This is a genomic window from Nocardia sp. N2S4-5, from assembly GCF_044628355.1.
Lineage (GTDB): Bacteria > Actinomycetota > Actinomycetes > Mycobacteriales > Mycobacteriaceae > Nocardia > Nocardia wallacei_B.
Map to the genome: position 1 here is coordinate 3,602,414 of NZ_JBIUPM010000001.1, position 21,365 is coordinate 3,623,778.

18 protein-coding genes and 1 pseudogene are annotated in these 21,365 nt (G+C 67.8%); 10 read left to right on the forward strand and 9 right to left on the reverse strand.

Going from position 1 to position 21,365, the window contains the following annotated elements; genetic code table 11:
- Positions 1 to 141 precede the first annotated feature (141 nt).
- From ACFMRZ_RS16435 to ACFMRZ_RS16450, 4 genes are all read right to left on the reverse strand, one after another.
- Positions 142 to 1,026 (reverse strand): hypothetical protein, encoded by an 885-nt coding sequence (locus ACFMRZ_RS16435; protein ID WP_400179829.1) that lies wholly within the window; start codon positions 1,024 to 1,026, stop codon positions 142 to 144.
- A gap of 163 nt (positions 1,027 to 1,189) precedes the next feature.
- Positions 1,190 to 1,792, reverse strand: coding sequence for a Fic family protein (locus ACFMRZ_RS16440; protein ID WP_400179830.1), 603 nt, complete (start codon positions 1,790 to 1,792; stop codon positions 1,190 to 1,192).
- Positions 1,793 to 2,119: 327 nt separating this feature from the next.
- The gene (gene ychF, locus ACFMRZ_RS16445) at positions 2,120 to 3,199 is read right to left on the reverse strand and encodes a redox-regulated ATPase YchF (protein WP_400179831.1); all 1,080 of its coding nucleotides are present in this window, start codon (positions 3,197 to 3,199) and stop codon (positions 2,120 to 2,122) included.
- A 12-nt stretch (positions 3,200 to 3,211) separates the two neighbouring features.
- Positions 3,212 to 4,444, reverse strand: a complete 1,233-nt coding sequence (locus tag ACFMRZ_RS16450; RefSeq protein ID WP_400179832.1) for an SGNH/GDSL hydrolase family protein — start codon at positions 4,442 to 4,444, stop codon at positions 3,212 to 3,214.
- A 349-nt stretch (positions 4,445 to 4,793) separates the two neighbouring features.
- On the opposite strand from ACFMRZ_RS16450, the gene ACFMRZ_RS16455 reads away from it, so the two are divergent.
- The gene (locus ACFMRZ_RS16455; RefSeq protein ID WP_400179833.1) at positions 4,794 to 5,249 is read left to right on the forward strand and encodes a PaaI family thioesterase; all 456 of its coding nucleotides are present in this window, start codon (positions 4,794 to 4,796) and stop codon (positions 5,247 to 5,249) included.
- A gap of 44 nt (positions 5,250 to 5,293) precedes the next feature.
- On the opposite strand, the gene ACFMRZ_RS16460 is transcribed toward ACFMRZ_RS16455, so the two are convergent.
- Positions 5,294 to 5,530 carry a hypothetical protein gene (locus tag ACFMRZ_RS16460; protein ID WP_400179834.1) on the reverse strand — a complete coding sequence of 79 codons (237 nt, stop codon included), beginning with the start codon at positions 5,528 to 5,530 and terminating at the stop codon, positions 5,294 to 5,296.
- A gap of 649 nt (positions 5,531 to 6,179) precedes the next feature.
- Between ACFMRZ_RS16460 and ACFMRZ_RS16465 the strand changes: the two genes are divergently transcribed.
- From ACFMRZ_RS16465 to ACFMRZ_RS16505, 9 genes and pseudogenes are all read left to right on the forward strand, one after another.
- On the forward strand, positions 6,180 to 6,656 hold the full coding sequence (locus ACFMRZ_RS16465) for a hypothetical protein (protein WP_400179835.1): 477 nt from the start codon (positions 6,180 to 6,182) through the stop codon (positions 6,654 to 6,656).
- The gene (locus ACFMRZ_RS16470; RefSeq protein ID WP_400179836.1) at positions 6,646 to 7,434 is read left to right on the forward strand and encodes a hypothetical protein; all 789 of its coding nucleotides are present in this window, start codon (positions 6,646 to 6,648) and stop codon (positions 7,432 to 7,434) included. Before ACFMRZ_RS16465 ends, ACFMRZ_RS16470 begins: the two co-directional genes overlap by 11 nt.
- Positions 7,431 to 7,922, forward strand: coding sequence for a roadblock/LC7 domain-containing protein (locus ACFMRZ_RS16475; RefSeq protein ID WP_280272676.1), 492 nt, complete (start codon positions 7,431 to 7,433; stop codon positions 7,920 to 7,922). Before ACFMRZ_RS16470 ends, ACFMRZ_RS16475 begins: the two co-directional genes overlap by 4 nt.
- An 11-nt stretch (positions 7,923 to 7,933) precedes the next feature.
- Positions 7,934 to 8,305 (forward strand): annotated as a pseudogene (locus ACFMRZ_RS16480) (hypothetical protein).
- A gap of 225 nt (positions 8,306 to 8,530) precedes the next feature.
- Positions 8,531 to 10,183 (forward strand): tetratricopeptide repeat protein, encoded by a 1,653-nt coding sequence (locus ACFMRZ_RS16485; RefSeq protein WP_400179837.1) that lies wholly within the window; start codon positions 8,531 to 8,533, stop codon positions 10,181 to 10,183.
- Positions 10,184 to 10,471: 288 nt separating this feature from the next.
- Complete coding sequence (locus ACFMRZ_RS16490; protein WP_400179838.1) at positions 10,472 to 12,766, forward strand: carbon starvation CstA family protein; 2,295 nt, start codon at positions 10,472 to 10,474, stop codon at positions 12,764 to 12,766.
- Positions 12,763 to 13,002, forward strand: a complete 240-nt coding sequence (locus ACFMRZ_RS16495; RefSeq protein WP_400179839.1) for a YbdD/YjiX family protein — start codon at positions 12,763 to 12,765, stop codon at positions 13,000 to 13,002. The genes ACFMRZ_RS16490 and ACFMRZ_RS16495 overlap by 4 nt, the downstream gene beginning before the upstream one ends.
- Before the next feature lie 102 nt (positions 13,003 to 13,104).
- A complete protein-coding gene (locus ACFMRZ_RS16500; RefSeq protein WP_400179840.1) occupies positions 13,105 to 14,604 on the forward strand; it encodes a DNA-3-methyladenine glycosylase 2 family protein in 1,500 nt (499 codons plus the stop codon).
- Positions 14,601 to 15,110, forward strand: coding sequence for a methylated-DNA--[protein]-cysteine S-methyltransferase (locus ACFMRZ_RS16505; RefSeq protein ID WP_280272670.1), 510 nt, complete (start codon positions 14,601 to 14,603; stop codon positions 15,108 to 15,110). The genes ACFMRZ_RS16500 and ACFMRZ_RS16505 overlap by 4 nt, the downstream gene beginning before the upstream one ends.
- A gap of 226 nt (positions 15,111 to 15,336) precedes the next feature.
- On the opposite strand, the gene ACFMRZ_RS16510 is transcribed toward ACFMRZ_RS16505, so the two are convergent.
- From ACFMRZ_RS16510 to ACFMRZ_RS16525, 4 genes are all read right to left on the reverse strand, one after another.
- Positions 15,337 to 15,873: an NUDIX domain-containing protein gene (locus tag ACFMRZ_RS16510; protein ID WP_400179841.1), complete on the reverse strand. Its 537-nt coding sequence runs from the start codon at positions 15,871 to 15,873 to the stop codon at positions 15,337 to 15,339.
- Positions 15,874 to 16,222: 349 nt separating this feature from the next.
- Entirely contained in the window at positions 16,223 to 19,939 is a 3,717-nt protein-coding gene (locus ACFMRZ_RS16515; RefSeq protein WP_400179842.1) for an SbcC/MukB-like Walker B domain-containing protein, read from the reverse strand.
- Entirely contained in the window at positions 19,939 to 20,175 is a 237-nt protein-coding gene (locus ACFMRZ_RS16520) for an AAA family ATPase (protein ID WP_400179843.1), read from the reverse strand. The genes ACFMRZ_RS16515 and ACFMRZ_RS16520 overlap by 1 nt, the downstream gene beginning before the upstream one ends.
- Positions 20,172 to 21,347 (reverse strand): exonuclease SbcCD subunit D, encoded by a 1,176-nt coding sequence (locus ACFMRZ_RS16525; RefSeq protein WP_280365581.1) that lies wholly within the window; start codon positions 21,345 to 21,347, stop codon positions 20,172 to 20,174. The genes ACFMRZ_RS16520 and ACFMRZ_RS16525 overlap by 4 nt, the downstream gene beginning before the upstream one ends.
- Positions 21,348 to 21,365 lie beyond the last annotated feature (18 nt).

Here is a 21,365-nt window from a genome sequence, read left to right on the forward strand (position 1 = left end):
CATTCCGTACGCGGAAGAAGCCTGGCGTGGTGCCATACGCACGTCGCGGAGATACAACGCCAGGGCGGCATCGAAGCATTGGGGTCGTTCGTCCATCCCGACCACTGGCAACTGACCGAATGCCAGGCATGCGGTAACGGCTCAGGTCGGCGACTTGTTGGCCACCGCGAAGAAGAGATTGGCCACTCCAACCGGTAGGAATACCCAGAGCCACCACTTCAACGACTTCTGGCAAGCGCCCTTCAGCCAATCGGAACGACGTCGATAGATGCCCGAATCTGTTGCTGCCCAGGCTAGAACGAAGCCCAACGTAGCCAGGTACTGCAGGACGGTCCGAACCGGATCATGCACGACGATCGCGGGGATCGTGAGTCCGAGCGCCACGCTGAACGCGACAGTAGCGAACTGTGTGGCCCTAACAACATATTCGAGACCCTGCGCGATATCGGTCCGCTGCGCCAGGGGTTCCCTGGCCTTCTCCGCCGAGCCGGACTCGGCGGGTTCGTTCGGTTGTTCCGAAGCGCGAAGCCGAGCCTCCTGGAGCCGTCGGATTCCCTCCTTCCCCTTGGTGGGCAGGAGTTTGAGCACACCTCCGGGTGTCCTGGCGAACCCCTTCTCATACAGGAGTGTCGAACCGGCCGGTCGGAGTCGCAGCACTCCGACCCCGCGTCGTGGGCTATCGATGATTTTGCCCCGTTTCACTGTCTGCCAACGCTGCAGCTTGACCTCCACCTGATGCCCGAACTGGTACTTGAAGGGGCGGTTGTGGTGTCGGCAACGACTCCATTCCCCCGCTACCCAGTTACGGCACGGCCATCCCTTGCTGGTATGCGGATAGGCGCAGTGAACAGGCCAGAAGAAGCCTCGCCAGAACCAGAGCGCACCCGATACCGCAGCGACATAGATCGGGAACAGCCCACCGATCCACAGCGGCCAAGGGATCGGCGACAGCGCGTCGAGCTTTCCCGAAACCCACTGCAGTGTCGAAGGAAGCAAGGAAAGATAGTCGTTCGTACCCGCCGCCACCGCGCCGCCCCTCCCTCAGCCACACCCCGTGTCGCACAACGCTATTGAGGATTATGACGCACCGTTCACCCGATCCGGGTGACTTTGCCGGAACAAGCGGCGACACGCCGTTGCACCGTCGGTGCCACCTTCGAAGCAGCCCTGCGGCTGCGCGGTAGAGAGACTACGCCACACCGAACCTGTATTCGGCCCAGAAATCCTTCAACGGGAACAGCGAATTATCGGTGTCATACACTCTGAGCGCAGCCAGGTAGGCACGGAATGCAGCGGTGTCTTTCTCTACGTAAAGAGGCACGACAGGAAGGTCGAGGCGCTGCATCAGCTCCGCCAAGAGCAGCCGCACAGCTCGACCATTGAAATCCGTGAACGGATGGATGTGCAGAAATTCGGCTTCGATGTATGCGAGCGCTTCGATCTGAAAGTCAAGATTATCGTCGGCATATTGGAGCCGAGAGTGCACGTGATCGATCATTTCCAGCATGCGTCGCGGTACGTGAATGTGTTCTGGAGGATAATGGCTACCGACCCGAACGGCACACTGCCGCCACTTCCCTGCAATGTCGGGAATGACCTCTTGCAAAATCCTTCGGTGGAAACCGCGAATAAGCTCGGTATCGAGAGGGAGATCGCTGAACTCGCCCCTCGCGATCTCATTCATCGTGACACGTAGCGGCTCCGCGATCAGATCAGAAATCTCTGCATAGGTTTTCGTGCCGAAGGGCGTATCGAAGGTACGCGTCTGACTGACGTCTTCAATGGGCTCCACGAGTCAGGGCCTACGCCGTGCAGACAACCTCAGACGCCCATCGACTGACGTCGACGCGCGCGCTCGATCCAATCAGCCGAAACAGGTTCGCCTTCCATGGCCATGCTTCCCACCACCTGGTCGACTACGGCAGCGCGACGGCGGCGAACCTTCTCCGACCTCGGGAGCGCTCGCCATGCGGCAACCTTCATCGCTACTTCTGCGCCCATGACTCCACACCTCCCTTTCTGGATCTACCCGCCAAGGATACGTATGCGCGCTATCGAACGCCAGAACACCGTGCGACACCTCGCAAGAGTTGGAGCAGGGTTCCGATGCGACGAGGCGCTACACGTTGAACCGGAACTCCACCACATCCCCATCCGACATCACGTAATCCTTCCCCTCCATCCGCACCTTCCCCGCTGCCTTTGCCGCGGCCATGGACCCCGCCGCCACCAGATCGTCGTACCCCACGACCTCGGCCTTAATGAATCCGCGCTCGAAGTCGGTGTGGATGACGCCTGCGGCCTTGGGTGCGGTGTCGCCTTGGTGGATGGTCCAGGCTCGGGCTTCCTTGGGGCCGGCGGTGAGGTAGGTCTGGAGGCCGAGGGTGTGGAAGCCTGCTCGGGCGAGGGCGTGTAGGCCGGGTTCGGATTGGCCGATGGATTCGAGGAGTTCGGCGGCGGATTCGTCGTCCAGTTCGAGGAGTTCGGCTTCTACCTTGGCGTCGAGGAAGACGGCGTCGGCGGGGGCTACGGCCGTTTTGAGTTCGGTGACGCGAGCCTCGTCGGTGAGGACGGATTCGTCGGCGTTGAAGACGTAGAGGAACGGCTTGATGGTGAGGAGGGAGAGTTCGCGCAGGAGGTCGGTGTCGAGTTTGTCGCGGACGGAGAACAGGGTGTTGCCCTCGTCGAGGACGTCCTGGGCCGCCTTCGCCGCCTCGTAGGCCGGCTTGCGGTCCTTCTTGACCTTGGCTTCCTTCTCCAGGCGCGGGACGGACTTCTCCAGGGTCTGCAGGTCGGCGAGAATCAGCTCGGTCTCGATGACCTCGATGTCGGCGAGCGGGTCGACGCGGCCGTCGACGTGCACCACGTCGTCATCGGCGAAGACGCGGACCACCTGGCAGATGGCGTCGGCCTCGCGGATGTTGGCCAAGAACTTGTTGCCCAGGCCCGCGCCCTCGGAGGCGCCCTTCACGATCCCGGCGATGTCGACGAACGACACCGTGGCGGGGAGGATGCGTGCGGAGCCGAAGATCTCGGCCAGCTTGTCCAGTCTCGGATCGGGCAGCGGCACCACCCCGACGTTCGGCTCGATGGTGGCGAACGGGTAGTTCGCCGCCAGCACGTCGTTCTTGGTCAGCGCGTTGAACAGCGTCGATTTTCCGACGTTGGGCAGGCCGACGATACCGAGGGTGAGACTCACGAGAAGCAGAGTCTACGCGGGCAGGCGCGGGCCGATGGCGTCGGCCATTGCCGCGTATCCGGCGTCGTTGGGATGCAGATGGTCACCGACGTCGAAGCGGGGATCCAGGCGGGCGGGGTCGGCCGGGTCGGCGAGGGCGGCGTCGAGGTCCACGACTGCGTCGTACTCCCCTGAGGTCCGGATCCAGGCGTTGACGGCCTGGCGGACGGCTTCGCGGTCAGCGGTGTAGTAGTCCGAGCCCGCGAACGGCAGCAGGGTAGTGCCGATCACCCGGATGCCCCCGGCTTTGGCCTGCCGGATCAACTCCCGGTGGCCGTCGATAAGTTGCTCGGCGGACACGACCGGGAAGGGCGCGCCGACCGGGTCACCGCCGCCGCTGAGACCGATGTCGTTGATGCCCTCCAGGATTACGACCGTGCCAACGCCCGGCTGGGCGAGCACGTCGCGGTGGAACCGGGTCAGCGCGCTGTCGCCCAGGCGCGGCGAGTCGACCGTCACGCGGTTGCCGCCGATGCCCAGGTTCAGCAGCGGGCGCGGGGTGCCGTGTGCGGTGAGTCGCTCGGCGAGCTCGTCGGGGTAGGTGTTGCGCGCATCCGGCGTCGCGCCGTAGCCGTCGGTGATCGAGTCACCGAACAGGGCCACGCCCGAGCTGCGCGGGAGCGCGGCGGTCTCCACCCCGGAGAGGTAGTAGTAGGACTGTGAGGTCTCGGCGAACGCATCGGCCGGGCCGTCGGCGCGGTGGTCGCCGTTCGCGCGGTACGTGGTGTTCAACGCCTGCGCGTGGTAGGTGGCCGGGCCGGTCGGCCGGGCGAAATACAGAGTAACGGTCAGTGATTCCAGCGGCGAGACCGCGAATACCAGAGGGTCGGTGGCGATTTCCGCGCCGGGGGCGACGGTGAATGTGCGATTTAAACCAACGGTCAAGTGCTGCAAGGTTTCCGGCCGCACCGAGGCGGCGCCGGCGGTCCGGGCGAGGGTCGCTCCGGTCACTTCCAGCGGCTGCGTGCCGTACGCGTTCGACAGCCGGACCCGCAGTGCCGGGCCGCCGCTGCTTACCCGGATCTCCTGCCGCACAGTCTGATTCGCGAATCCCTGTTCGGACCAGTTGGGCGCGAAGCTCTCCGACGCGCGCATCGGCGCGGTCGCCCACACCGCTTCCCAGCCCGCTGCCGGTGCGGCCGTCGCCCCTCCGGACAGTCCCAGTACGACCGCGATGATCGCGGCGACAACACTCACAGCACGCACGGGTGCGATCCCTTCGTCAGCCGTACGGCCCGAGCCGCCCGGATATGAACTCACCAACCCGGCGTCGCGCCCGTGCATTCCCGGTACGAATCGGCGCATTCGCCTGTTGCGGACGTCGCCGGTCGAGATGCCTCGCGCCGATGTTATCCGCAGTGCCCAACAACCTCGGTCTCGCTGCGATGGCGGTGGCGCGGGCCTGACCTGATTACCCGCCGCCGTCTACTCGGCAACCCGCAAGTACCTCCGCGCGAGGCAACGTGCCGAGCAGGCGAGCCCGTTCTCCCAACGCTCGCACCCCCTTCCCGAAATGTTCAACTCACGGACCCTAGGTTCGCGTTAGGCTGCGGCCGTGTCTTCCGACGTCGTCGATGACGGTGAGCTGCGGGCGCGGGCGGACGCCGCGCTGCTGGTCGGCCTGCAACACGCGCTCGGCGCCGAGCTGATCGATGCCGAGGATCCGACTGCGGGCGTGCGGTTTCCAGTGCGTGGCCTGGCGGTGACTCCCGCGGGCACCCTGCACGCCGGGGCGCTCAACGCCATCATCGAACTCGCCGGATATCTGGCGGTGGCACCGACGCTCGGGCCCGGTGAGCATGCCGTGACCCATGCCATCTCCACCCAGTTCGTCCGGGCGGCGCCCCGCGACGTGTGGGTGCTCGTCTATGGCGAACTGGTGAAGCGCGGCCGCACCGTCGCCTTCGTGACTGCCACTGCGGCACTGGACGATTCGCCCTCGACGGTGATCGCCACCAGCCAGGTCACCAAGTCGGTGATCGTCGCGCCGATCGGGAACGGCGTCGGCTGAGTACGCGGATGCGGGCGGCCACGAGACCACCCGCACTCCGCTCCTCACAATCGCCCGACGTCCCGCACGACCCTTCTGGCCTGGGCCATCAGCATTCCCACGTTGGCGGACTTGCGGCACACGACCACCACCACGACGTCGTCACGGCCCTCGACGCGGACGAACAGGTGCGCGAGATTGTCACTGTTGACCAGGATCTCCTGGAAGTAGTGCGCATCGCTGCGGACTCCCCGGCGCTCCTTCCAGATCTCCTCGATCATCACGACATTGCGCAATCCCATGGCAGCAGAATCACGACCCGCCGGACCGTTCATCCGGCGTGGTCGTGACTGCTGAGATTTTTCTCCGGTTGAGTTTCAGCGATTTGCCGGGAGGCAGCCGGAGCAGGGTAATAGTCGCCGGATTTCACATAGGGATGGCAATAGTGTTCCTGGAATAGTCGAATGCCTTTCGAATTCACACTGAGCTACGACGACCCGTCCAACCCGGTCGGCGCACACCCACATCCTGACAGTCCGAAACATTTAGAGCAACCTCATGCGCAAAATTCCCGCAGCCTTCGCTCGAATCGCGCGCCGAGCACCCGCATCCGGCCCTGATGAGCGAGCCCAACGCTATCCGGCGTGCCCCCGCACCTGCGACTTTCCGAGTCAAGTGCGCTTAACCTGCCGCGTTGCAGACAACGCCGAGCCGACCGGTCCGTTACGCGGAGAACCGACAGCGCCTGCCACGACCGCACACATCGACCAACCGACCGGGCGACCACACGGCGATTCGACACGCCGTAAAACAACCGACCGCCACGGATCTATTACACCGTCAAAATTGAAACAATCTTCCGCACGGACATCACACTCCGACACTCCACCGACTGCACGAGAACTCCACACAGCAATGAATACCGATAGGTACCATTATCGACCTTCTGATTTGCTGAATATTTTCCACGATTCTTCTGTACAACCCACAGTGACGCTGTGTAGCGTCGAGATTCCTGAATCCAATCTGACAATCGGTGGCACGTTGGTCGGTATTGAGGGCTGCCTGGAAAAAATCATCGGCATTCCTGGCGCCATAGGCGTGACGCTGGTGGACGGCGCGAGCGGCCTGGCGATCGCCGCGGCCGGCCGGCACGGCCGACTGGACGAGCACGAGAACGCCGCGGCCACCACCGACGTGGTGCGCGCCGTACTCGAATGCCCGGCACTGGCCGACGGCCACGACGACGACATCACCGAACTCGTCGTCTGCGGCCCGCGCGGGTATCACCTGCTGAATTTGGTAGACGGTGACTTCGACGGACGGCTGTTCGTACACGTCCGGTTCGACGACGAGACCGGGAACCTGGCCATGGCGCGCTTCCGGCTGCGCGGCATTCTCGCGGAACTCACCGGGCATGAGTGTTGAACTCGCAGTCGTACTAAGGCAATTGGAGAAGGAGAAGCGAACCGGGGTGCTGCGAGTCGGTGACGACGCGTTCCATCTCACCGAGGGCTGCGTGACGTACGCCGCCTGCCGGCGCACGACCGGCCTGGACCGGCTGCTGGCGGAGTCGGGCGCCACCGCGGCGGACTGGCACGCCGCCGAATCCGGTGATCCCGCACGGCTGCTGAAACTTCCGCGGTTGGAGGTGCTGGCCCTGCTGTCGGTGTTCGACGCCGCCTACTTCCTGCTGGCGGCGCCGACCGTCGCCAAATTCCGTCCGGCGCCGCCACATTGGCTCGCCCCGGTCTGCCGCATCACGCCGGGGGCGCTGGTGCACGAGGTGGAGCGCCGCGGTGATCCGGATATCGGCCCGTGGCCGGCCGGGTGGGTCGACAGCTACCCCGTGGTTCCGGTCCGCCACGTCCGCCGGCGGCGGGTCGTGCTGACCGCCGGGCAGATCGAGGTGCTGGCCGCCGCGGACACCCGGCGGCACGTCTGCGCGATCGCCCGCGACCTCGGCCGCACCACCTTCGGATGCCTGACGGCGGTGCGCGAGCTGACCGCGGCCGGACTGGTCGAGCCGCCGGTCATGGTCGCCGAACCGGCGCCCGAACCACCGCGTCAGGATCCGCCCCGGCACGCGCCGCCGCTGCGGCGCCGCGTGCCGTCCAACGCCACGGTCGCCGCCCGGGACCGCTGGCAACCGGTCGACCGAGACGTACTCGTCCGGCTACGGGCGGCGTTGGAGGAGCTTGCGTGACCGTGCGGAAAAGACTGCTCGGCAATGTGATTGGAAGGTTGACCAAGGTGGGGATGACCAAGGCGGGGATGTCCGGACCCGAGCCGAACGCGCTGGTGCAAACCGAATTGAAGGGGCTGTGCGACCGCGTCCCCCGGCTGACCGGCGCGCTGGTGGCCTCGGGCGACGGACTACTGATCGCACACGCATTGCCCGCGGAGATCGAGCCGAGCGGAATGGCCGCGCTGTCGGCCTCACAACTGGCGCTGTCGTACCGGATGGTCACCACCGCGCACGGTGGCGGTTTCCGCGAGGTCGTGCTGCACGGCACCAGCGGATACGTGGTGATCTACGCGGCGAGCTGGACGGCGTTGACAGTGCTCGCGGGCCCGGAGGTGAATGTCGGCCGTCTCCATCTGGAGTCGCGGCCGGTCGCCCGCGCGATCGCCGACCATCTGGCGGCGACAACGAACGACCTCGGCAACCACGAGGCGTTCAACACCGAGTGAAAGGAACGAACGTGTCCAATCTGGATCTCGCGCTGAAGGACATGATGGTGATCGACGGTGCGGTCGGCGCCGCGGTCGTCGACTACAACAGCGGTATGCCGCTCGGCATGCTGGGCAGCTCCAAGAGTTTGGACCTGCAGGTCGCCGCGGCCGGCAACACCGAGGTGGTCCGCGCCAAGATGCGCACCATCGAGCAGCTCGAACTCAACGAGGAGATCTAGGACATCCTCATCTCGCTGACCGCCCAGTACCACATCATCCGGCCGATGACCGGCCGTAAATCCAAGGGCCTGTTCCTCTATCTCGCGCTGGACCGGGGGCGGGCGAATCTCGCGATGGCCCGGCATCGGCTCAAGAACATCGAGGAGAGCCTGGAGGTCTGATCCCGACCGCAGGTGATTGCCCGGCTTCTCGTTACCGACGGCTTTCCCGGGGCCGGGCAACTGCGCATGGCCCTGCGGGGCAAGATGTTTCACGGCGCGCTGCCCGTATACTGCCCCTCCGGTGCCACGCTCACCACTACCGTGTGGAAGTGCCGGCGGGGAACCGTACGATCGGAGGAGCCGCCTCGCGGCGGTGGTTCATACGCGCTCCCGAGGGGAATCACCATGCCGGACAGCGGAAAAGGGCTCGTCGGAGCACTGCCGCTCACCGACGTCGTTGCCGCACTGTCGACCCAGCTGGCAGCGATACGTCCGTTCGAGGCCATCGATTTCGAGCCCACCGCCATCGACCTGACGTGTCAACTGTTGATCGATACCGACGCCGACAACCGCGAACCGCGCTTCTGGGTGGTCGGAGCAAACACCCTGCTGCCGGGCGGAACCACCACGCACACAGTGAAACTCACGCTGTCCCCGGCGGCAGGGGCAGCGGTGGCGGGGGACGCACCTGGGCGACCCGCGGCCGCGGAGCCGAAGCCGGTCACCGAGGAGACACCGACCGAGCCCATCCCGCACGCCATCAGCACCGCCCCGGCAACACCCGCCGACAACGAAACCCTCAGCACGAGTGCGGCATCCGATGCGACGTCCAGCGCGGGTACGGCATTCGACGCGACCTCCAGCACGGGTACGGCATCCGACGCGACCTCCAACACGGGTACGGCATCCGACAACACCTCCAGCACTGATGCGGCATCGGACGAACCCGCTTCTACCATCGAGCATCAGGCCGCAGGCGACGCGTCGGCCGCGGAGACGGTCATCGGGCGGCACGCCGGACTCATCGCCCTGCACGAGCGCATCGTCGCCGACCGGGAACGGGCACACGGGCCGTCGCACCGCGACACTCTGGTCGCCGCGGGCGATCTCGCCCGCGCCTACTACGACGCGGGCCGGGTGACAGAGTCCAACGACCTCTATGAGCGGGTGCTCGCCGACGGCGAGAGCGTGCTGGGCTCCGACGACGTCGACACGCTCAACTTCCGCACCAAGCTGGCCCGCGGATACCGCCGCGTCGGCCGTCTGCGCGAGGCGATCGACCTGTACGAGCGCACGCTCACCGACAGTGAGCGGGTCTTCGGGTACGAACATCGCAATACCCTTGCGGCCCGGCACAATCTGGCCATGGCCTACCGCCAGGCGGACCGGCTGCCGGAGGCGATCGCCCTCTACAAGCGCACCCTCGCCGACTCCGAACGCGTGCTCGGCGCGGAGGACCCGGACACTCTGGCCACCTACGACAGCCTGGCCCTCGCGATGCGCGAGGCGGGCCGCGTCGAGGAGGCCGCCGAGCTGAACCAGCACAGCCTCGCCGTCCGCGAGCGCACGCTCGGCGCCGACCATCCGGAGACGATCGACTCGCTGGCGGCGGTGGCCGACGATCACCTGGAGGCCGGACGGGTCGCCGAGGCCGCCGAACTCTCCGAGCAGGCGGTCGACACCGCGGAACGGGCGCTGGGCACGGACCATCCGGCGACGCTGCGCGCCCGCGGCAATCTGGCGCTCGCCTACGAGCGGCTGGGCCGGCGCGACGAATCCATCGAACTCTATCTCCGCGTGCTCACCGACCGGCAGCGGCTGCTGGGCGACGGGCATCCGCTCACCATCCTCGCCCGCAGCAACCTGGCCTGCTCGTACTTCGAGGCGGACCGCTACGCCGACGCGGTCGACGAGTTCACCCGCACTCTCGCCGATCGCGAGCGGGTCCTCGGCCCGGACCATCCCGACACGGTGAAGACCCGCGAACATCTCGCCCTCGCGCACCGGGCGACGCTGCAAGCCGAGGCGGCGGGCGCCCCGCCCGCGAACCGGAAGTGAGCCTTCATCGCCCGCCGAGTCCGGACTGCGCGACGAGGTGCGCCTGGACGAAGAAGGTTACCGCCGCGCGGTCGGGATGACACGCGCGTAACCCGCGTAGCCGCGCATCTCGAGTAGCGGAAGCAACCGTGCAGTATGTGAGATCGGCGTGACAACATACAGTCGGATACAGGAACGTACCGATCGATATGTTCGGACTTTCTTAAGTCGAACTCGAACGCGCCCGGGTTCGGCTACGTTGTGTCCGTTTCCGCATGACCAGCATTGACGCACGGGAGAGTAGCTCGCATGGCGACCATCGAAGCCCTCCGAACAGACCCCGACCTACCTCCCGTGGGAGTCGTGGACCGTTCCCCGATCACGCCCGCCAAGAAGGGGATCTTCCTCGCCATCGCCGTGCTCGGCGCGGCGGCGTGGGCCGTGCTCGGCATCGCCCGCGGCGAGAATGTGAACGCGGTGTGGATCGTGGTCGCCGCGGTCTGCACCTACATCATCGCCTACCAGTTCTATGCGCGGCTGATCGAATGGAAGATCACCAAGCCGGACGACCGGGTCGCCACTCCCGCCGAGGAGATGGAGAACGGCAAGGACTACATGCCGATGGACCGGCGGGTCCTGTTCGGTCACCACTTCGCCGCGATCGCCGGTGCGGGCCCGCTGGTCGGCCCCGTGCTCGCCGCGCAGATGGGCTACCTGCCGGGCGTGCTGTGGATCGTGGTCGGCGTGGTGCTGGCCGGGGCGGTGCAGGACTACCTCGTGCTGTGGGCGTCGACCAAACGCCGCGGGCGCAGTCTCGGCCAGATGGCCCGCGACGAACTCGGCGTCGTCGGCGGCGCGGCGGCGCTGATCGCGGTGCTGGTCATCATGGTGATCCTGCTGGCCGTGCTCGGCATCGTCGTGGTGAACGCGCTGGCAGCCACCAAGGGCGCGGACGGGCAGCTGCACGGCGGGAGCCCGTGGGGCGTGTTCTCCATCTCGATGACCATCCCGATCGCTCTGCTGATGGGCCTGTACCTGCGCTATGTGCGGCCGGGGAAGGTCGGCGAGATCTCGATCGTCGGCTTCGCGCTGTTGCTGCTGGCCATCATCTCCGGCCGCTGGGTCTCCGAATCCGGTTGGGGCCGCGACCTGTTCACGCTGTCCGGCACCACCATCGCCTGGCTGCTGATCGTCTACGGCTTCATCGCCTCGGTGCTGCCGGTGTGGCTGCTGCTGGCCCCGCGCGACTATCTGTCGACGTTCATGAAGGTCGGCACCATCGTGCTGCTCGCGGTCGGCGTGGTGGTCACCATGCCGGTGCTGAAGGCTCCGGCCATCTCGCAGTTCGCGAGTAACAGCAGCGGTCCGTCGTTCGCCGGCAGCCTGTTCCCGTTCCTGTTCATCACCATCGCCTGCGGCGCGCTGTCCGGATTCCACGCGCTGGTGGCCTCGGGCACCACGCCGAAGTTGCTGGAGAAGCAGTCGCAAGCGCGGATGATCGGCTACGGCGGCATGCTGATGGAGTCGTTCGTCGCGGTGATGGCGCTCATCGCCGCCAGCATCCTCGACCAGCATCTGTACTTCGCCATGAACGCGGGCGCGGGCGCGACCGGGGGCACCGCGGAGAAGGCGGCGACCTACACCAACAGCCTGGGCCTCGGCGGCGATCCGATGACCGCGGCCGAATTGAACCAGGCCGCAAAGGATGTCGGCGAGGAGAGCATCGTCTCGCGCACCGGCGGCGCGCCGACGCTGGCCGTCGGCATGGCCGAGGTGATGCACAAGTTCATCGGCGGCACCGGGCTCAAATCGTTCTGGTACCACTTCGCGATCATGTTCGAGGCGCTGTTCATTCTCACCACGATCGACGCGGGTACCCGTGTCGCGCGGTTCATGCTGTCGGACACCCTCGGCAACTTCGGCGGCCCGGCCGCCAAGTTCAAGAATCCGTCTTGGTGGCCGGGTGTTTTCCTGTGCTCGTTCGTCGTGGTCGCAGCGTGGGGTTCGGTGCTGCTGATGGGCGTCACCGATCCGCTGGGCGGCATCTACACGCTGTATCCGCTGTTCGGTATCGCCAACCAGCTGCTGGCCGCGGTGGCGCTGACCGTCGTGCTCGTCATCGTGGTGAAGAAGGGCCTGGTCAAGTGGGCCTGGATTCCCGCGCTGCCGCTGATCTGGGATCTCATCGTCACCATGACGGCCTCCTGGCAGAAGATCTTCTCCGCCGACAAGAACATCGGATACTGGAAGCAGCACAGCATCTACAGCGACGCGCAGCAGGCCGGCAAGATCGTGGCGCCCGCGAAGACCATGGCGGACATGGACAAGGTGGTGCGCAACACCTTCATCCAGGGCACGCTGTCGATCATCTTCGCGGTGCTGGTGCTTATCGTGGCGGCGGTGGGGCTGATCGTCTGCGTGCAGGCGCTGCGCAAGGGCGGCGGGCCGACCACCGAATCGCCGGAGTCGCCGTCGAAGATCTTCGGGCCCAGCGGATTTCTCACCTCGAAGGCCGAGAAGGAGGTGCAGCGGAAATGGGAAGAACAGGCGAAGACGGGCAGGACCGACGAACCCGGAGCCGCCTCCGCCGTGGCGCCGGAGTGACCGAGCCGGGCATCGACACACCGTGCGCCACGCGGAGCGGTCCCGGGTGGGCCGTCCTGCGTGGCGCGCGCGCCGTCGTCTGGTACATGAACTCGATTCTCGGTGGCCAGGACTACGCGCGGTACGTCGAGCATCTGCGGCGCAACCATCCCGATCGGCCGATTCCGAGCGAGCGGGAGTACTGGCGGGACCGGCACGACGCGGCGGCCCGCAATCCGGGCACCAGATGTTGCTGAGCTGGGCCAACCGAAGTAATAGTCATCGTGCATCGCTATGCAACATTCGAGCCGTAGGGGAAGGTGGCAGATTTCCGCTAGCGCGGATCGGCTCGGACTGACATGGTGGACGGCGTGAGTGCGAACGGTCTGGACTTCGAGCGCTGTTATCGTGCCGTAGCGACCCGTGATGTGCGATTCGACGGTCACTTCGTCACCGCGGTGCGGACGACCGGAATCTATTGCCGCCCATCGTGTCCTGCTATCACTCCGAAGCGCACCAACGTCACCTTCCTACCGACGGCCGCGGCCGCGCAGCAATCCGGGTTCCGGGCCTGCCGTCGCTGCCTGCCCGACGCCGCGCCCGGGTCGCCGCTGTGGAACACCCGCGCCGACCTGGCCGCCCGCGCGATGCGGCTGATCGCCGACGGCACCATCGAACGCGGCGGGGTGCCGGCGCTCGCCGGTGCGCTGGGCTACTCGCAGCGGCAACTGACCCGGGTGCTCACCGCCGAACTCGGCGCCGGGCCGCTGGCGCTGGCGCGCGCCCATCGCGCGCACACCGCCCGGCTGCTGATTCAGACGACCCGAATGCCGATGTCCGACATCGCTTTTGCCGCCGGTTTCGCCAGCATCCGGCAGTTCAACGACACGGTCCGCGAGGTGTTCGCGGTCAGCCCCACGACACTGCGGGAAGAGGCGCGGCGGCTGCGCGGCGACACCCTGCCGGCCACCAACGGCATGCTCACCCTGCGACTGCCGTATCGCGAACCGCTCGATCGATCCTGGTTGGAGTGGTTCCTGTCGTCGCACGCGGTGCCGGGGCTGGAGCTGTGGGAGGACGGTACCTACACACGCAGCCTGCGCACTCCCCACGGGCACGCGACGGTGCGACTGAGCGTCCAAGCGGGGCATGTGCGCGCGGGCCTGGCGCTGCACGACATGCGGGACCTGGCGCCGACGGTGGCGCGACTGCGGCATCTGCTCGACCTCGACGCCGATCCGATCGGGATCGACGAATCGCTCGCGGCCGGATTCCGCGGCCCGGCGATCACCCCGGGCATCCGGGTGCCGGGCTGCCTGGACGGCCCGGAACTGTTGCTGCGCACCATGATCGGGCAGCAGATCTCGGTGTCGGCCGCGGCCACGCACACCGCGCGGCTGGTCGAGGCGCTCGGCGACAATGTCAACGGGCCGGTGCCGCGGCTGTTCCCGACCGCGGAGACCATCGCCGAGCGCGGCGCCGAGGTGCTCACCGGTCCGGCGCGGCGCACGGCGTCGATCCTGTCGGCCGCGCGCGCACTCGCCTCCGGCGAACTGTCCCTGCACGCCGGGCGCACCGCCGGCGATGTGCGCCGCGATCTGCTGGCGCTGGACGGGGTAGGGCCGTGGACCGCCGACTACGTCACGATGCGGCTGCTCGCCGACCCCGACATCTTGCTGCACACCGATCTGGTGGTGCGGCAGGGCGCGGCGCTGTTCGGCATCGACCTCACCGACACCGCCCGGTGGGCGCCGTGGCGGTCCTACCTGTCCATGCATCTGTGGAAGCGCGCGCTGGCAGAACGCACCGCGCCCGCCCGCGCCACCAACGGTTCCGCGAAAGTGAGTGTGCGGCAATGACAACCGCCGAGTACGCGACGACCTCGACGCCGGTCGGACCGTTCACCACGCTGGTCGATCCCGACGGCGCCGTCCTGGCCGCGGGCTGGACCGGCGACGCCGAGGAACTGCGCGTGCTGATCCACCCGCGCCTGCGCCCCGCCGAGCTGCGGCAGCGACCGTCGCTCGGCGCGGTCACCCGAGCCGTCGAAAAGTTCCACGCCGGTGACGTTTTCGCGATCGACGACATCGCCGTGCGGCAGCTCTCGGGCCCGTTCCTCGTGCACGCCTGGGAGGTACTGCGCAAGGTCCCCGCCGGAAACCCGGTGACCTATACCGCTTTCGCCGACCTGTCCGGCCGCCCCGAGGCCATCCGCGCGGCCGCCAACGCCTGCGCCCGCAACGCCGCCGCCCTCTTCGTCCCCTGCCATCGCGTCCTGCGCACGGACGGCTCCCTCGGCGGCTTCCGCTGGGGGCTCCCGGTCAAACGCTGGCTACTGGACCATGAGGGGTCTGGGGCAGCCTGACGCACGCCGTCGCGTGCGTTGCTGGAGGTGTCGTGCGGACGGTGTTTTGGACGTGTTGCGAAAGCGGTTCTTACACAGCCGTCTTCAGCTGTCGAAGCAGGCCGTGCATGTCAAATTGGCCGTAATGTCGGATGGCTACGCGTACCTGCGCGACTTGCGTCGCCGACTCGATCCGCACACGCATATCCCCGAGGTCGCCGATTTCGGCAGCGGGTGCGCGAGCTGACTACACGTCGAGACTGAGAGCTCGGTAGAGCGCAACCACAGTTGCGGCGCCGACGATCTCGCCGCGGCCGACCATCGCGATCGCCTCGTCGAGCGGAACCCAGCGGAGATCCTCGGCTTCGTTGATGTCCGGTGCAGTGTCGGTGAGGTCGGCACCACGAGCGAGGTAGATCTCCTGCGGCTGGTCGAGTGTGCCGATAGCAGGCTGATAGGTGACCAGGTGGTCCATGGTCCGGGGCCGCCACCCGGTCTCTTCCTCGACCTCGCGGGCCGCCGCTGCGGCGACATCCTCGGCACCGTCGACGTAACCGCCGGGCAGTTCCCAAACCCACTTGTCGATGATGAACCGGTGCCGGTACATGAGTAGCGCTTCGCGGTTCTCGTTGAGCACCAACGTCATCGCGCAGTGTGGCATGCGCGCTACGTACTGGGTGAACTTCACTCCGTCGGGCAGCTCGACGTCGACAGTCGACAAGCGGATGTGTCGGTTCTCGTCGACGAGGTGCTCGCCGTGGATCTTCCACTGAGTGCGCTTCACCCCCTCGACGGTAGCGCGCGCTCGGTTCAGGCCTGCCCTTTCCCGCCGACCGAACACATCGTGGTCGCAGTGGGGCACCCGCTCGAGCGCATAGACCACCTCTCCGCATTCCCAGGCAAGCGTGGGTACGGTGCCCGCCATGTCCGACGGTCGGGCATGCCTGCCACGAGTACGCGACCCGGCCGTCGGCGAAGACAGCTGTGTGGGTGTGGATCCCGAGAACATGCCGGGATGACGGCGACGAATACGGATGGACGTTCCTGGACGTGGCACCAGTTACAACGCGATGCGAACTCAGCGAAGCGTCAGGCGACGGTGGGTCCGGGCCCAACTCTGCGCGGCGAGGGGTTCAGGCGACGATTGTTTGGAGGCGGGAGCCGGTGGGTTCGCGGATTACGTGTAGGCGGCTGGGGATGCGTTGGCGCATTTCGTCTACGTGGCTGACGACGCCGACTACCCTGCCGCCGGAACGGAGTTCGTCGAGTACGCCCATGACCGAGTCGAGGGTGTCGGCGTCGAGGCTGCCGAAGCCCTCGTCGATGAACAGGGTGTCCAGCACCAGGCCGCCGGATTCCGCGGCTACCACGTCGGCCAGGCCGAGCGCCAATGCCAGTGAGGCCATGAAGGTTTCGCCGCCGGAGAGGGTTTTGGCGGGACGGATGGCGCCGGTGTAGTCGTCGCGGACGTCCAGGCCCAGGCCGCCCCGGCGGCCGCGCGGACCGGCCGCGTCGGTGTGCACGAATTCGTAACGGCCGCCGGACATCCGGCGCAACCGCACGGAGCCCGCCAGTGCCACCTCCTCCAGTCGCGCGGCCAGGACGTAGGAGCGCAGCGGCATGCGGCGGTTGTTCTCGCCGCGACCGGCCACCACCTCGGCCAGCCCGGCCAGCTCGTCGTGGGCCTGCTGCATCGGGGCGATGCGGTCCACCGCCGCCCATAGCTGACCGCCGAGTTCCTCCATCCGCGCCACCCGGCGGGCGGCCTCGGCGTGGGTGCCGACCGCCGCGTCCAGACAGGTGCGTGCTTGTGCGACAGCGGTTTCCAGCTCGTCGAGGTCGACGGACTCGATGTCGGCGGCAGCGCGGATCTCCGGCTCCGCTAGCACAGCCTCCGCGTGCGCGCGGGCGCGGTCGGCGGAGACCAGCGCGGCCTCCATCTCCGACTGCTGCTCGGCGGTACGAGTGGCGGCGTCCACGACTTTGGCGTAGGACGCCAGCACGGCGAAGTCGTGGTTCCCTGTCTCGGAACGGGTAGCGGCATTGGGCCGCTCCGAGTCCGAAACACCTTCGGCCGCAGTGTTCTTCGACCGCGGCACCAGGCCCGCAGCGCGTGCCAGTTGCTCGACGCGGGCGGAGAGCGCGGTCACCCGGTCTCGAGCGGCGGCGGCTTCGACACGTGCGTCGCGCAGTTCGGTGGCGTCGCGGACCAAGGCCTCCAGCCGGGCTCGGCGGCGGTCCACCGTACCGTCGGCGCCCGCCGCCTCCCGCAGGCGTTCGGTGAGTTCGGCCAGGCGGCGGTCGGCGGCCAGCAGGCGTTCCTGCACTGCGCTGCACTGTGATTCGAGTTCGCGCAGTTCGTCGTGCAGCTGCGTCTCGGCGGTGCGCAGGCGGGCCAGTTCCACGGTGAGATCGTCGTGCTGGGCGGCCGCGCGGCCCGCCGCCTCGTAGCCTTCGGTGGCGGCCCTCAGGGCGGCGGCCAGCTCCGCCTTGTCGCCGTCGCCGCCGCGCTCCACGAGCACCTCGATCCGGCGCTCCAGCTCGGTACTGCGGGCCAGTGCGCGATCGCGGGCCGACTCGGCGGCGCGTTCGGCCGCGACCGCCCGCTCCTCGTCGCGCCGGGTGGCGGCCGCGGCGGTCGGCCGGGCCGGTTCGGGATGCTCGGTGGCGCCGCACACCGCGCACGGCGTACCGTCCGCCAGCGCGCCCGCCAGCTCCGCGGCCATGCCCGCGAGGCGGCGCTCGCGCACATCCAGCGTGTGTTCACGAGCATCGGTATGCGCGGTTCGGGCGGTCTCGTACTCCTCGCGGGCCCGCGCGGCCTCGACACGGCACCGCACCAGATCCACCGCGGCGGTCGCCGCTGCCCGCAACCGCTCACATTCAGCTGCCAGCCCCGCCAGTCCGGCCATGGCATCAGCGGCCGCTCGCAATCTCACCTCGGCGGTCCGGATGGACTCGGGCAGTTCAGCCCGTCGCAATTCGAGTTTCTCGGCACGTCCGGTCAAATTCGCGTATTCGGTACGCAGCCCGGCCAATTCGGCCGTCAGCGACTTTGCCGACTCAGCATCCGCCCGGACCTCGTCCAGCACCCCGATCTGCGCCGACCACCCCCGCACAGCCGCCTCGATCCCACCGGCCGTTTCCCCGGAGCGCATCTCAGCCGAATCCCCGGAGCGTTCGACCAACGACCTGTCCCCGGCCGAACCTTCGGACCGCTCATGAACCTGAGCCTCGTCCCGCTCATGAACCTGCCCCTCAGACCACTCATGGGCCTGCGCCTCGAACCGCTCGTGAGCCTGCCCCTCGAACCGCTCATGAGCCTGCCCTACGGACCGCTCATGAACCTGAGCCTCGTCCCGGCCATGAGCCTGCCCCTCAGACCGCGCACCATGAACCTGCCCATGGTTCCGCTCGCCGTCCGGCATCTTCCGACTGTCCCCGGTGGGAGTTCCGTGTCGGTCACCCGCCAGGGATCCGGACCGCTCCGCACGCGACGACGCGGGCCGATTCTCGGGAGTGGACTCGGAACGCTGTCCGGCTACGGACTCGAGCCGCCTACCGGTCGCCGACCCCGACCGCTTCCCAGGAGCGGACTCGGATTGCTTCCCGGGAGCCGACTCGGATTGCCTTTCAGCTGCCGACTCGGCCGCTTTCCGAGCCTGGCCTTTCGCACTCGGAGTGAGGAAGCTGTCGATCGAGAACAACTCCAGTTCCTCGGACTCGTGCGAGTCGGCAACGGACAACGGGGCTTCGGGTGAGTCCACCTGGGCAGGCTCATCGGTGTCCACCGATTCGGCCGCAGGCGACAAGATCTCATCGGGGTCTATCGGATCGGCCGAGCGCAGTACATGTTCGCCGGACTGGGCTGCTGCTCCCGCGGGTCGATCCGAGTCCGGGGTTTCGTTACAGGACTCGGGATCCTGCGGCGGGGCGGGGATCAGCTCGGTCAGGTCGGTTGCCAGGTCGGTGTCTGCCAGTTCGGCGGTGGCGAGATCTGCTGCTGCCCAAGGAGTTCCGGGGAGTTCGGCGCTGGGTGGGTCGAGTAGGCGGGTCGCCAGGCGTTCGGCCGTGGCGCGGGTCTCGTCGGTGCGGCGGCGCAGTGCCACGGCGGCCGAGCGGGCCTCGGTCAAGGCCGCGGCTACCGGTTCGGCGCGGCGGGCGCGGTCCAGTTCGGCGGTGAGCTGGGCGCGGTGGTCGGCGGCCGCGGCGTACTCGTCGAGTTGGGTGCGGGCGGCGGACAGGCGGCGGTGCAGGTCGCGCAGGCGGCGCTGCTCCTCGGCCGCGGTCTGGGCGCGGGCCGAAACCTGCTGGCAGCGTTGGAGTTCCGAGGTCGCGGTGGTGAGGTCGGTGCGGGCGGTGGTCAGGAGTCGCTGCGACCAGTCGACCGACTCCAGCGGAGCGACGGTTTCGGTGGCGCCGAGTCCGGCGGCGCCGCCCACCTGTGCGATCAGCCTGTCGATGTGCTGGCGCTGCGTCTCCAGATCGGCGCCGCTCTCGCGGCGGCGCTGCGCGAGCCACTGCTCGGCGGTGCCGAAACGTTCGGTGTCGAAAAGCTTTTCGAGCAGCTTCTCGCGATCCTCGTTGTCCGCGCGCAGGAAACGCGCGAAATCGCCCTGTGGCAGCAGCACCACCTGGAAGAACTGGTCGGCGCTCATGCCGAGCAGGCGGAGTATCTCGTCGCCGATATCCGGTATGCGGGAGAGGTTGGCGTGGCCGCGCCCGTCCAGCCATTCCAATGTCGCGGCGGCTTGTTCGGTGGCCCATCCGGTGCCGCGCTTCTTCGGGCGCTGGAATTCCGGGGAGCGGATCAGGCGCAGCCGCCGACCGCCGAGCGTGGCCTCCAACATCACTCGCGGCGGGAGTTGCGGGTCGGCGTGATCGGAATGCAGCCGCTTGCTCTCCCCCGCGCGCCCGGCACCCGCCCGTAGAGCGCGAACGCGATCGCGTCGAGCACCGTGGTTTTTCCGGCGCCCGTCTGCCCGTGCAGCAGGAACAGTCCGTCGGCGCCGAGTTCGTCGAAATCGACTGTCGCCGTCTCGGCGAAGGGCCCGAAGGCCGTCATCTCCAGCCGGTGCAGCCTCATGCCGTCAGCTCGTCGGCGGCGGCTGCCACGGCCTCGGTCTCTCGTTCGGCGACGGCCGCGGCGAGGGCGCGCTCCATCCACTGCAGCTCGCCCGGCGACGGCTCGCCGCGGACGTCGGCGAGGAAGCTGCGCGCTACGTCGGTGTCGCGTCGGCCCTGCACCCGCTCACGGTAGCGCAACTCCGGATTACCTTCGGGGCGAACCCATTCCACGTGCACGGCGTGTCGGAATCGGCCGCGCAGCCGCCGTAGCGCGTCGACCGGACGGGCATGGTCGGTCAGGGTCGCCGAGACGTAGTCGTCCTCGGCCGCGGCGTGCGCCGGGTCGTCGAGCAGTTCCTCGAGTGCGCCCGTGAGGTGGGTGAGGCCGCGCACCCGCGGAAGATCTCGCCGTACCACGTCTTTCAGCCCATCGGCGTCCATGTCGACGATCCACACCGCCTTGCGATGCGAACGCTCGGCGAACGAGTACGGCAGCGGCGAACCGGAATAACGCACCGAATCCGACAGCGCCTGCGGCGAATGCAGGTGTCCCAGCGCCACGTAATCGATGCCGTCGAAGGCGCCCATCGGCACCGTCTCGACGCCGCCGACCGAGATGGTCCGCTCCGAACCGGTCGCCTCGCCGCCCACGACGAAGGCGTGCGCCAGCACCACCGACCGCGGACGCCCGCGTCGCTCGACATCGGCGCGGATGCGCGCCATCGCCGCGTCCAGGATCTCCGCGTGCGACCGTGCCTGCGGCACCTCCAGCTCGGCGCGGGTGATCTCCGGTTCCAGATACGGGATGCCGTAGCAGGCGATCTCACCGAACTCGTCGGAGAGCAGCACCGGCCGCTCGACGTCGGCGACGGTGGTGCGCAGATGCAGCCCGCCCGCGGCGGCGAAGCTGCCCAGCGCGCCCAGACGGGTGGGCGAATCGTGGTTGCCGGAGGTTGCCACGATCACCGCGCCGGCCGCCCGGATCGCCTCGAATCCCCGATTGCACACCGCGATCGCGTCGGCACTCGGAATCGATCGGTCGTACACATCGCCCGGCAGGAGCACCGCCTCGACGCCCTCGGCGGCCACGATCTCGGCGATCGATTCCAGCGAACGTGCCTGGTCGGCAAGCAGATCCACGCCGTGGAACGTGCGCCCTATGTGCCAGTCCGACGTATGCAGCATCCGCATGCCGCGCAACCGTAGACG